The sequence below is a fragment of the Streptomyces sp. BK239 genome, from assembly GCF_004217285.1.
Lineage (GTDB): Bacteria > Actinomycetota > Actinomycetes > Streptomycetales > Streptomycetaceae > Streptomyces.
Genome location: NZ_SHKS01000005.1, coordinates 553,570 through 565,449 on the forward strand (window position 1 = coordinate 553,570; position 11,880 = coordinate 565,449).

Consider the following 11,880-nt stretch of genomic DNA (forward strand, 5'->3'; position numbering starts at 1 on the left):
GATCTGATCCGTAAAGCACTTGTCGTCGCGGCGGACGGCGGATAGGAAAGGATCATGACCGCACTCGGCGCCCTCTTCCGACCCCAACTGCCGCCTGAACGGCTGCGCGAGATCGCCCGTCTCGCCGACGGTACCGGGCTGGACGAACTCTGGCTGTGGGAGGACTGCTTCCGGGAGGCGGGGATCTCCTCGGCGGCGGCCGCGCTCGCCTGGACCGAGCGGGTCCGCGTCGGCGTCGGACTGCTGCCGGCCCCGCTGCGCAACGTCGCGCTCACCGCGATGGAGGCGGCCACCCTGCACCGGATGTTCCCGGGCCGCGTCGTCCTCGGCGTCGGCCACGGCGTCCAGGACTGGATGGGCCAGGTCGGCGTCCGTGCCGCGTCCCCGCTGACGCTGCTGCGCGAGTACACCCTCGCCCTGCGCGGTCTGCTGAACGGCGAGCGCCTCACGAGCGGGGGGCGTTACGTGACGCTGGACGACGTCGCCCTGGACTGGCCCCCGCAGAGCGGCGCCGAGGTGCTGGTGGGCGGCATCGGCCCGCACACCCTGCGGCTGTCCGGCGAGGTCGCCGACGGCACCGTCCTCAACGAGTCCTTCTCGCCGGACGGCGTGCGCGAGGCCCGCCGGATCATCGAGGAGGGCAGGTCGGCGGCCGGCCGGGACGACGGACACCACCGGATCGTCGTCTACCTCACCACCGCCACCGGCCCCGGCGCCGCCGCCCGCCTGGACCGCGAACTGGCCGCGACCGGCCTCACCGGCACCCCCGGGCTGGGCGTCGCCGGTGACGCGGCCACGGTCGCGGAGACCGTCCAGCGGTTCGCCGACGCCGGCGCCGACACCGTCGTCCTCCTCCCGACGGCCGACGAACCCGACCCCGAGGGTTTCGTCCGGTTCGCCGGGGACGCCGTACGACCGCTGGTGAAGTGACATGACGCACACTCACGAGGAGGGGGGCGCCGCCGGGCGCACCTTCGAGGACCTCGTCGCCGAGGGCGCCGCCGTGCCCACCGAGGGGTGGGACTTCTCCTGGTTCGAGGGGCGGGCCACCGAGGCGCGGCCTTCCTGGGGGTACGCCGTGTCGCTGGCGGGACGGCTGGCCCTCGCGAGCGCGGCGCTCGACCTGGACACGGGCGGAGGGGAGGTCCTGGACTTCGCCCTCGGCCGCGCCGCCCCCAGGGCCCCGGTCCTCACCGTCGCCACCGAGGGCTGGCCGGCGAACGTGACCAAGGCCACCGCCCTGCTCCGGCCGCGCGGCGTCGCGGTCGTCGCCGTCCCCGAGGACGCGCCCCTGCCCTTCGCCGACGACGCCTTCGACCTGGTCTCCAGCCGACATCCGGTACGGCCGCCGTGGGCGGAGATCACCCGGGTCCTCCAGCCGGGCGGCACCTACTTCGCGCAGCACGTGGGCCCGCGCAGCGTCTTCGAACTCGTCGAGCACTTCCTCGGCCCCCTGCCGGACGAGGTCAGCTCCGCCCGCCACCCCGACCGCGAGCGCGCCGACGCCGAGGCCGCCGGCCTGGAGATCGTCGACCTGCGGGCGGAGCGGCTGCGTGTCGAGTTCCACGACATCGCCGCCGTCGTCCACTTCCTGCGCAAGGTGGTGTGGATGGTGCCGGGCTTCACCGTGGCGGGCCACGAGTCCCGGCTGCGCGCGCTGCACGAACGGATCGAGTCCGAGGGCCCGTTCGTCGCCCACAGCACCCGTCACCTCGTCGAGGCGCGCAAGCCGTCCCGCTGACCGGGAGGGCAGGCGGCCCGCCGCCCTCCCGGCCCTGGCTGACTGGACGTCAACAGTCCATCGCCACGGGGCGGTTCACGATCGGGAAGCGGGTTCGTGTCCGCGCCCCGGCCGGTGCGGCCGGGAACCGCTGCCGAAACCGCCTGCCCGCTCGCCGCGCACCCACCGCCCGGCTGTCCGCGCGCCATCCGCAGCCTCCGCGACCTTCAAGGCTCCCTGCCGCTGCAACGCCGCGAAGAGGGTGGCCCGCAAGCCCCGCACCCCGGCACGGAATCGGACATTCCAGGTCACTCCGCAGCAGAGTGACCCTCATCTCCACGCGGTTTCCACATTGTTATCGCGAACGGCTCGCATCTGCTCCCCGCCTCACGTAAGTTCAGTTTCAGGCAATTCGCGTGAGCAAAGCTGCGCGGGCGTCACCGCGCGGAGGAGGGGGCCGCGCGGTGCCGTCGGCGTCAAGGGGACGCACGTGCCCGGGGTAGCCCGTCGGAGGGACCCCGGGTGCGGCGACCCGCCGCGAGGTGAAGTGGCCTCAACACCTCCACTTCCACCGTGCGCCACCTGATTCGCCTGCGAATCCGCCGTTTTCCGGCCATGAATCACCCGAATGCCTGCCTCCGGGCGACCACCGGCCCGTCGCCGCGCGGTTTCGGAGAGTAATTGTGGTGCGCCGATGCACGCGGCATCCCTCACGAAGGGTTATGGTGGGAACCCCCCCTCGGGCCGGTCCGTCTCCCCCCCCACGGACCGGCCCGTTTTTCTGTCCGCATCCGGGTGACTCGACCGGAGCAACCGCCCGAGCACCCCACCCCGCTCGCACCCGACCGCTCCCGGAGAGGTAGGCTGCGCCTCGCGGGGACCGCCACCGCACGGAGGGGCTGACAATCACGTGAACCTGCGCGACAAGCTGCGCGGCCTGTTGGTGAGGCTGTACGCGCGCCGGGTGGAAGGTCACCTGGACCACGCTCAGGTGCCCAAGCACATCGGCGTCATCATGGACGGCAACCGCCGCTGGGCGAAGGCCGCCGGCTCCACCACCGTGCACGGCCACCGGGCGGGCGCCGAGAAGATCGAGGAGTTCCTCGGCTGGTGTTCCGAGACCGACGTCGAGGTGGTCACCCTCTGGCTGCTGTCCACGGACAACTTCGACCGCGCCAAGGAGGAGCTCGTACCGCTCCTCGGCATCATCGAGGACGTCGTGCGCACCCTCGCCGCCGACGGCCGCTGGCGCGTCCACCACGTGGGCACCCTGGACCTCCTCCCGGCCGGCATGCAGCGCACCCTGAAGGAAGCCGAGGAGAGCACCGCCGACAAGGACGGGATACTGGTCAACGTCGCCATCGGCTACGGCGGCCGCCAGGAGATCGCCGACGCCGTGCGCTCGATGATCCTCGACGCCCACGACAAGGGCGTCCCGATGGAGGAGCTAGCCGACTCCGTCACCGTCGACATGATCGGCCGCCACCTCTACACCAAGGCCCAGCCCGACCCCGACCTGGTGATCCGCACCAGCGGCGAGCAGCGGCTGTCCGGGTTCATGCTGTGGCAGACGGCCCACTCGGAGTACTTCTTCTGCGAGGTCTTCTGGCCGGCCTTCCGCAAGGTCGACTTCCTGCGCGCCATGCGTGACTACGCCGCGCGCCACCGCCGCTACGGCGGCTGACAACCGGCCACGGGCCGGGGCGCGTTTCAGCACTGTGGAGCGGTCACACGCGGCCCAATGGGCCGTTCGAGTACCCCGTTCGGGGCAGAAGTAACGCGGAGTTCACCGGTGCGCCGTCATATGCCGTGGCATGGCGGCGTGTGTTCGAGGGAATAAGCCAAGCAGGTCGACGCCCGAACCACGGGTGTCGGATCTCAGCGGACGGCACGGGGCCGTCCGCCCGGGAGGCCCCTTGCACCAGCCCGACCGTGCGGTCCGCACGGACGCAGCGGAGGGCCGGTTCTCGGCCCGTGCAGACGGCCGACTTCCGGCCCAGTTCCACTCCGTCGCTCCCCGACCTCATCCGAGGGGGTACGTCCTTCCGTGGTGACCAGCACAAAGCGCCACAAGCCCGACCGGCGCACCTACGTTCTCGACACCAGCGTCCTGCTGGCCGACCCGAACGCCCTGACCCGATTCGACGAGCACGAGGTCGTGCTCCCCATCGTCGTGGTCACGGAGCTGGAGGCCAAGCGGCACCATCCCGAACTCGGCTACTTCGCCCGGCAGGCCCTGCGCCTGCTGGACGACTACCGGGTGCAGCATGGACGCCTCGACGCCCCCATCCCCATCGGGGACCTGGGCGGGACCATCCGTGTCGAGCTCAACCACTCGGACCCCAGCGTGCTGCCCACCGGCTACCGCCTGGGGGACAACGACTCACGCATCCTCGCGGTCGCGCGCAACCTGCAGGCCGAGGGGTTCGACGTCACCGTCGTGTCGAAGGACCTCCCCCTGAGGATCAAGGCGTCCTCGGTCGGCCTGCTGGCGGAGGAGTACCGCGCCGAACTCGCCATCACGGACGCCTCCGGCTGGACCGGGATGTCCGAACTGAGCCTGTCGGGCGAGCAGGTGGACATCCTCTTCGAGGAAGGCCGCGTGTACGTCCCGGAGGCCGCCGACCTGCCCGTGCACACCGGTCTGACCATCCAGTCCGAACGCGGCAAGGCACTGGGCCGGGTCACGCCCGACGGCAACGTCCGCCTCGTGCGCGGCGACCGGGAGGCGTTCGGCATCAAGGGCCGCAGCGCCGAACAGCGGATCGCGCTGGACCTGCTGCTCGACCCGGACGTCGGCATCCTGTCGATGGGCGGCCGGGCCGGCACCGGCAAGTCGGCGCTGGCGCTGTGCGCGGGTCTCGAGGCGGTGCTGGAGCGCCGTCAGCACCAGAAGGTGATGGTCTTCCGTCCGCTGTACGCGGTGGGCGGGCAGGACCTGGGCTACCTGCCGGGCACCGAGGCCGAGAAGATGGGCCCCTGGGCGCAGGCGGTGTTCGACACACTGTCGGCCGTCGCCTCCCGCGAGGTCATCGAGGAGGTCACCGCCCGCGGCATGCTGGAGGTGCTCCCGCTGACCCACATTCGCGGCCGCTCGCTCCACGACGCGTTCGTGATCGTGGACGAGGCCCAATCCCTCGAACGGAACGTGCTGTTGACCGTTCTGTCGCGGATCGGCGCCAACTCGCGGGTCGTTCTGACCCATGACGTGGCGCAGCGGGACAACCTGCGAGTCGGGCGCTACGACGGTGTCGTCGCCGTGGTGGAGAAACTGAAGGGGCATCCGCTCTTCGCGCACGTCACCCTGAGCCGGTCCGAGAGGTCCCAGATCGCGGCACTCGTGACCGAAATGCTGGAGGACGTGCAGATCTGACCCGCTCGCCCCGTTACGCGGGGCCCGTACGGCAGTTGGCGCCGTCCGGCAAAGGCCGTGAGCCTAGCCGGGCGGCGCCTCCATGTGTGGCCGAACCCTGAAATTCCCGGGGCCAAACGGGGTGTGAGCTTTCACACGCAACTCGGAATTGCCTCGCGGCGTCCGGTTACGGCAAAGTCTCATTCCTGTCAGGCCCCGCATACGACACACGTGTACCCCCAGCGGTCCACAGCACCGAAGCACCACCTTCAACTCCATATCCGCGTCGTATGCCGCCCGAGCATCACACGGCTCTCCCGCAAGGGAGTCGCCCACCGGGCCCGCGCCTCCGTGACCCCGCAGTTGGGAGGCCAGCGCCAGGGGCACGATTGCGTCCGCCAGGGTCACCGCGGCGGGCGCTGCTGGAAGGAAAACCGTGTGAGCCGGATCTCGGTCCGGGGATTCGCAGTGGCCTCGGCCACGGCGGTCACCGCTGTCGGAAGCGTCGTCGGCGTTGCCTCGGGCAGCACCGCGCAGGCCAACGACGCAGAGGCGACGGCGAGCGACGCCACGCTCCTCGCGGACGTGCCGGTCGGCCTCCAGGCCACCGTCCAGACGACGTCCCTGACGGAGCAGGCCAGCGTCCAGGCGATCGCCGCGGACGAGAGCGCCAAGAAGGGCGCCGAGGAAGCCGCTCGCAAGGCCGCCGCCAAGACCGCCGTCGCGAAGAAGGAAGCCGCCGAGAAGGCGGCCAAGGACGCCAAGAAGCGCGCGGAGCTCAAGGCCGCGGCCAGCCGCAGCGCCTCCGACTTCCCCGTCCTCAGCCACTACAGCGTCGAGCAGATCCAGGCGATGGCACGGCAGATGGTCCCCAGCGGCCAGTTCCAGTGCTTCAGCAACATCGTGGACCACGAGTCCGACTGGAAGATCGACGCGGTCAACCCCTCCTCCGGCTCCTACGGCCTGTTCCAGGCCCTGCCGGCGTCCAAGTACTCGTCTGCGGGAGCCGACTGGCGCACCAACCCGGCCACGCAGATCAAGTGGGGCCTGAACTACATGAACGACCGCTACGGCAGCCCGTGCGAGGCCTGGTCGTTCTGGCAGGCGAACCACTGGTACTGAGCACCGGCGGCCCCGGCCGCGCGCACCACTTCCATCTGACGCCCAGAGTTAAGGAAAACGTGTGAGCCGGATACCGGCCAGAGGATTCGCCGTGGTGTCGGCCACCGCGGTCACCACTGTCGGCGCGGTCATGGGCGTGGCCCAGGCCAACACCGGACAGCCCGGCGACGAGGCCGAGACCAAGGCGAGCGGGTCCGCTCTCCTCGCCGACTTACCTGTAGGCGCACAGGCCCAGGTGCAGACCGCCTCGCTGACCGAGCAGGCGGACGCCCAGGCCATCGCCGCGGACTCCACCGCCCGCAAGTCGGCGGAGGAGGCGGCCCGCAAGCAGGCCGCCGAGGACGCGGTGGCCAAGCAGAAGGCCGCCGCGGACAAGGCGAAGGCCGACAAGGCCGCGCAGGAGGCCAAGGAGCGCGCGGAGCTCCAGGCCAAGTCGGCCCAGGCCACGACCGAGAGCGCCGTCACGGGCGGCAGCAGCGCGAGCTTCCCGCAGCAGTCGTCGTACTCGGTCTCCGAAGTGCAGGCCATCGCCCGGCAGATCGTGCCCAGCGGCCAGTTCCAGTGCTTCAGCAACATCGTGGACCACGAGTCCACCTGGAACTACCGGGCCGTCAACCCCTCTTCGGGCGCCTACGGCCTCGTCCAGGCCTACCCCGGCTCCAAGATGTCGTCGGTGGGCGCCGACTGGCGGACCAATCCGGCCACGCAGATCAAGTGGGGCCTGAACTACATGAACGACCGCTACGGCAGTCCCTGTGACGCCTGGGCGTTCTGGCAGGCCAACGGCTCCTACTGAGCCCGTCCCGCGCCCGGCCGCGACTCCTTCGACAGCCCCTCCCCGTCCCCGGGTGAGGGGCTGTCGCCCTGTACGGTCGAAGCCGACGACTCCAGGGCGACATCAGGTCACCCGGAGGGGGGAACCGGTGAGGGAGAGACGGGGGAAGAGGACGGACATGTCGCGACTGCCAGGGTGGCTTGGCCGACTGGGCACGGGTCTGAGCGAGATGGGCGAAAGGCTCGACCAGCGCCGCGCCGAGGCCGAGCGTAAGGACGACGGCATCGAGCCGCCGCTGCCGGACATCGTCCGGACGCTCCCCGAGGAACTGCCGCCGCACGTCCAACGCCCCGACCCCGCGCACGTCGTGCCGTGGGGCGTGCGGGTCGCGGCCGAGGCCGGCTGGCGGCTGCTGGTACTGGCGGGCACCGTCTGGGTGCTGATGAAGGTGATCAGCGCCGTCCAACTCGTCGTGCTGGCCTTCGTGGTGGCGCTGCTGCTGACGGCGCTGCTCCAGCCGACGGTCGCCCGGCTGCGGCGGAAGGGCGTCCCGCAGGGGCTCGCCACCGCGCTGACCGCCATCCTCGGGTTCGTCATCATCGGCCTGATGGGCTGGTTCGTGACCTGGCAGGTCATGGAGAACATCGACAACCTCTCCGACCAGGTCCAGGACGGCATCGACGACCTGCGCCGCTGGCTGCTCAACAGCCCCTTCCACGTCACCGACAAGCAGATCAACGGCATCGCCCAGAACCTGCGGGACGCCATCGGCGCCAACACCGAGCAGATCACCTCGGCGGGCCTGGAGGGCGTCACCGTCGTCGTCGAGGCGCTCACCGGCATCCTGCTGGCGTTCTTCTCGACGCTGTTCCTGCTCTACGACGGCAAGCGCATCTGGGAGTGGACGCTGAAGCTGGTGCCCGCGGCGGCGCGGCCGGGCGTGGCCGGCGCGGGTCCGCGCGCGTGGGCGACGCTGACGGCGTACGTGCGCGGCACGGTGGTCGTCGCGTTGATCGACGCCATCTTCATCGGCCTCGGCATCTACTTCCTCGACGTGCCCATGGCGGTCCCGCTCGCCGTCTTCATCTTCCTGTTCTCCTTCATCCCGCTCGTCGGCGCGGTCGCCTCCGGCGCGCTGGCGGTGGTGGTGGCGCTGGTGACGCAGGGTGTGTTCACCGCGGTGATGACGCTGGTGGTGGTGCTGGCGGTGCAGCAGATCGAGGGGCACATCCTGCAGCCGTTCATCCTCGGGCGGGCGGTGCGGGTGCATCCGCTGGCGGTGGTCCTCGCGGTGGCCTCCGGCGGGATGGTGGCGGGGATCGGCGGAGCGGTGGTGGCGGTGCCGCTGGTGGCCGTGTCGAACACGGTGGTGTCGTATCTGCACGCGTACTCGCGGGAGGCGGCGGTGCGGACGGCTCCGCAGCCACGGGGGGCGACGGCGCTGGACGCGGCGCCGGTGAGCCCGCCCTCCTCGGATAACCCGTCGTCGTAACGGCGACTCGGTCTGGGGCGGAGCCCCCGGGTACGGCGACGGGCCCCGCCCACCACCAGGTGAACGGGGCCCGAGGCGCGTGGCGCGGTCACTCGGAGAGAATCGACTCCGCGTCCAGCGTCACGCCGACCGCCTGGATCACCGAGGCGATCTTGAACGCCTCCTGGATGACCTCACGCTCGACGCCGGCCTTGCGCAGCACCTGCTCGTGCGAGTCCAGGCACATCCCGCAGCCGTTGATGGCGGACACGGCGAACGACCACAGCTCGAAGTCGACCTTGTCGACCCCGGGGTTGCCGATGACGTTCATCCGCAGACCGGCCCGCAGGTTGCCGTACTCGTGGTCGGACAGCAGGTGCCGGGTGCGGTAGAAGACGTTGTTCATCGCCATCACCGCGGCGGCGGACTTGGCGGCCGTGTACGCCTCCGGCGACAGGTTCGCCTTGGCCTCCGGCTCCAGCTCGCGCAGGACGATGGGGGAGCGGGAGGCGATGGCCGTCGCCAGCACCGTGCCCCACAGCTGCTGCGCGGGAAGGTCGGAGTTGCCGATGACCGAGCCCAGGTTGAGCTTGAGGTCCTTGGCGTAGTCCGGGACGCGCGACTTCAGGGTGTCGAGGGACATGTCAGATCACTCCCCGGACAGCAGCGCGACCGGGTCGAGGGTGTCCTCGCCCTTGGACCAGTTGCAGGGGCACAGCTCGTCGGTCTGCAGGGCGTCCAGGACCCGCAGGACCTCCTTGGGGTTACGGCCGACGGAGCCCGCGGTGACCATCGTGAACTGGATCTCGCGGTTGGGGTCCACGACGAACACGGCGCGCTGCGCGAAGCCGTCCTCGCCCTCGATGCCCAGGTCCCGCATCAGCTCGTGCTTGGAGTCGGCCATCATCGGGAACGGCAGGTCCGTCAGGTCCGGGTGGTCCTTGCGCCAGGCGTGGTGGACGAACTCGGAGTCACCGGAGAAGCCGAGGATCTGCGCGTCGCGGTCGGCGAACTCGTCGTTCAGCTTGCCGAACGCGGCGATCTCGGTCGGGCAGACGAAGGTGAAGTCCTTGGGCCATGCGAAGACCACCAGCCACTTGCCCTCGTAGGACTTGTGGTGGATCTGCTCGAACTCCTTGCCCTTCTCCAGCGAGACACAGGCCGTCAGTTCGAACTCGGGGAACTTGTCACCAACAGTGAGCACACGCTCTCCTTGCAGCGAAGAAGCGTCCGGATCGCGGACGCTTCCCATGGGTTGGACGAGTGCGACTCTGGCACAGGGTGCATTGATTAGAGAAATCGCTACACTCGGTCGGGTTGATCGGAGGTGGCTATCAGTGACCGTGGGTGACCCGAACCCCAAGAGCGCCGGCGTCGGCGTGGGCGTCGGAGCCAAGCGGCGGCTCCCCAGCCTCGCCCAGCTGCGCGCCTTCGCGGCCGTCGCCGACCATCTGCACTTCCGGGACGCGGCAGCCGCCATCGGCATGAGCCAGCCCGCCCTGTCCGGCGCCGTCTCCGCGCTGGAGGAGGCGCTCGGTGTGACCCTCCTGGAGCGTACGACGCGCAAGGTGCTGCTCTCCCCGGCCGGCGAGCGCCTCGCCGTACGGGCCAGGGCGGTGCTGGCGGAGGTCGGCGCGCTGATGGAGGAGGCCGAGGCGGTACGGGCGCCCTTCACCGGGGCGCTGCGCCTCGGTGTCATCCCCACCGTGGCGCCGTACCTCCTGCCCACCGTCCTGCGCCTGGTCCACGACCGCTATCCGCGCCTCGACCTCCAGGTCCACGAGGAGCAGACCGCGAGCCTCGTCGACGGCCTGCACACCGGCCGGCTCGACCTGCTGCTCCTCGCCGTGCCCCTGGGGGTTCCCGGCACGGTCGAACTGCCCCTGTTCGACGAGGACTTCGTGCTCGTCACGCCCCTGGGGCATCCGCTCGGCGGCCGGGACGGCATCGCCCGCGAGGCGCTCAAGGAGCTGAACCTGCTGCTCCTGGACGAGGGGCACTGCCTGCGGGACCAGGCCCTGGAGGTCTGCCGTGAGGCCGGCCAGGAGGGAGCGCCGGTCACCACCACCGCCGCCGGGCTCTCCACGCTCGTCCAGCTCGTCGCCGGCGGCCTGGGCTGCACCCTGCTGCCGCGCACCGCCGTCACCGTCGAGACCAGCCGCAGCACCCAGTTGCGCACCGGCCGCTTCGCCGACCCCGCCCCCACCCGGCGCGTCGCCCTCGCCATGCGCGCGGGCGCCGCCCGCCGGGCCGAGTACACGGAGTTGGCCGACGCCCTGCGCGAGGCGTTGCGGCCGCTGCCCGTACGGGTTCTCGGGGCCGGCGGCTGACCGCTCACACCCGGTCGACAGAGCACCCGATCCGGTGAATTGAGCGCCCCACGAGAATACGAACGGGCAACTTCTCTCACCCTGGGGGCAGCTGGGGAATCCGCCACTGGATCATCCGCCCGCCCTGATACACCTTCCCTCCTCAGTGCTACGCGTCAGGCGTATGTGCGACATGCCAAGGGGAGTGATGTCGGGCTACGAGCTGCTGGCACGCGAACTGGCCGCGTGCGGGCGTGACGGCTTCACCGGCGAGGTGCGGGTGTCCGGCTCACCCGGCGGCACGGTCCACCTGCGCGGCGGACTGGTCGTCGCCGTCGAGTCGCCGGGCGCTCCGGGACCGGACGCCCTGCTGCTGCGCTCCGGCCGCATCGGCGGCGAGGAATGGGCCGACCTGGTCCGCGAGTCCGGCGGATCGCGCTGGCCGGCCGCCCAGCTCATCGCCCAGGGCCGCACCGGCGCCGCCCAGCTCCGCGTCGTCTGCGTGATGGCCCTCCAGGACGCCGTGTTCGCGCTCGTCGCGGGCATCGTCGACGACTGCGAGCGCGGCCCCGGCGACGGCAGCCCGCCCGCCGCCATCGCCGTCGGCGAACCGCCCACCCGGCTGCTCCAGGACGCGGCACGCAAGGTCAACGCGCTGCTCGCGCTCCCGTGTCCCGTACGCCCCGAGCGGGAACGGCCCGCGCCCGCCCTGCCGTCGTACGACGCCACCCGGCTCGGCCCGCTGCAACGCGAGCTGCTCCTGCACGCCGACGGCCGCCGCACCTCCCGTGACCTGGCCTTCCTCACCGGGCGCGGGGTGTACACCGTCACCGTGGAGGTGGCCCGGATGCTCGGGGAGGGACTCCTTGAGTGCCCTCGCACACCCGCGCCGATCCCGGTCCGGCTCCCACCCGGCGGACAGCCCGTCCGCCCCCGCGAACCCGCCCCGCCCCCGCCCGCACCCGCTCAGGCCCGTCCTCCCGAACCGGTCGCGCTGCCCCGCCGCCGTCCCGGCGCGAGCGGCATCACCGAGGCGATCGGCGGCGAACGCGGCGGGACGGGCTGGAAGGAGTTCTTCCGGCTGCGCAACCCGACGACGAAATAGGCCCCCGCAGGTACGCGACAGACGAC

Annotated in this window: 11 protein-coding genes; 9 read left to right on the top strand and 2 right to left on the bottom strand. The window is 71.2% G+C overall.

Translation table 11 applies throughout. The features are described from left to right. The first annotated feature begins 54 nt into the window (after positions 1–54). The 7 genes from EV567_RS18940 (at position 55) to EV567_RS18975 (ending at position 8,461) form a co-directional block, all read left to right on the top strand. Positions 55–930, top strand: a complete 876-nt coding sequence (locus EV567_RS18940; RefSeq protein WP_130441527.1) for an LLM class flavin-dependent oxidoreductase — start codon at positions 55–57, stop codon at positions 928–930. Position 931: 1 nt separating this feature from the next. Next, the gene (locus EV567_RS18945) at positions 932–1,741 is read left to right on the top strand and encodes a methyltransferase domain-containing protein (RefSeq protein ID WP_130441530.1); all 810 of its coding nucleotides are present in this window, start codon (positions 932–934) and stop codon (positions 1,739–1,741) included. A gap of 889 nt (positions 1,742–2,630) precedes the next feature. Beyond that, positions 2,631–3,404 (top strand): isoprenyl transferase, encoded by a 774-nt coding sequence (locus tag EV567_RS18950; protein ID WP_130441532.1) that lies wholly within the window; start codon positions 2,631–2,633, stop codon positions 3,402–3,404. 363 nt (positions 3,405–3,767) lie between these two features. Next, a complete protein-coding gene (locus tag EV567_RS18960; protein ID WP_130441536.1) occupies positions 3,768–5,093 on the top strand; it encodes a PhoH family protein in 1,326 nt (441 codons plus the stop codon). Between the two features lie 417 nt (positions 5,094–5,510). Continuing rightward, the gene (locus tag EV567_RS18965; protein WP_130441538.1) at positions 5,511–6,194 is read left to right on the top strand and encodes a transglycosylase SLT domain-containing protein; all 684 of its coding nucleotides are present in this window, start codon (positions 5,511–5,513) and stop codon (positions 6,192–6,194) included. Positions 6,195–6,255: 61 nt separating this feature from the next. Continuing rightward, positions 6,256–6,990 carry a transglycosylase SLT domain-containing protein gene (locus tag EV567_RS18970; RefSeq protein WP_130441540.1) on the top strand — a complete coding sequence of 245 codons (735 nt, stop codon included), beginning with the start codon at positions 6,256–6,258 and terminating at the stop codon, positions 6,988–6,990. 157 nt (positions 6,991–7,147) lie between these two features. Beyond that, positions 7,148–8,461 (top strand): AI-2E family transporter, encoded by a 1,314-nt coding sequence (locus tag EV567_RS18975; RefSeq protein WP_130441542.1) that lies wholly within the window; start codon positions 7,148–7,150, stop codon positions 8,459–8,461. Positions 8,462–8,549: 88 nt separating this feature from the next. Here EV567_RS18975 and EV567_RS18980 read toward each other — a convergent pair whose 3' ends face one another. Continuing rightward, positions 8,550–9,083 carry an alkyl hydroperoxide reductase gene (locus EV567_RS18980; RefSeq protein WP_130441544.1) on the bottom strand — a complete coding sequence of 178 codons (534 nt, stop codon included), beginning with the start codon at positions 9,081–9,083 and terminating at the stop codon, positions 8,550–8,552. A 6-nt stretch (positions 9,084–9,089) separates the two neighbouring features. Next, on the bottom strand, positions 9,090–9,644 hold the full coding sequence (locus tag EV567_RS18985) for a peroxiredoxin (protein ID WP_130441546.1): 555 nt from the start codon (positions 9,642–9,644) through the stop codon (positions 9,090–9,092). A 133-nt stretch (positions 9,645–9,777) separates the two neighbouring features. On the opposite strand from EV567_RS18985, the gene EV567_RS18990 reads away from it, so the two are divergent. Next, positions 9,778–10,770 (top strand): LysR substrate-binding domain-containing protein, encoded by a 993-nt coding sequence (locus tag EV567_RS18990; protein WP_242620891.1) that lies wholly within the window; start codon positions 9,778–9,780, stop codon positions 10,768–10,770. A gap of 187 nt (positions 10,771–10,957) precedes the next feature. Further along, positions 10,958–11,854 (top strand): MarR family transcriptional regulator, encoded by an 897-nt coding sequence (locus EV567_RS18995; protein ID WP_130441550.1) that lies wholly within the window; start codon positions 10,958–10,960, stop codon positions 11,852–11,854. The last annotated feature ends 26 nt before the right edge of the window (positions 11,855–11,880 follow it).

Coding starts and splice junctions, on each gene's coding strand:
- EV567_RS18945 (WP_130441530.1), top strand. CDS start 932: ATGACGCACACTCACGAGGAGGGGGGCGCCGCCGGGCGCACCTTCGAG.
- EV567_RS18980 (WP_130441544.1), bottom strand. CDS start 9,083: ATGTCCCTCGACACCCTGAAGTCGCGCGTCCCGGACTACGCCAAGGAC.
- EV567_RS18995 (WP_130441550.1), top strand. CDS start 10,958: ATGTCGGGCTACGAGCTGCTGGCACGCGAACTGGCCGCGTGCGGGCGT.
- EV567_RS18940 (WP_130441527.1), top strand. CDS start 55: ATGACCGCACTCGGCGCCCTCTTCCGACCCCAACTGCCGCCTGAACGG.
- EV567_RS18975 (WP_130441542.1), top strand. CDS start 7,148: ATGTCGCGACTGCCAGGGTGGCTTGGCCGACTGGGCACGGGTCTGAGC.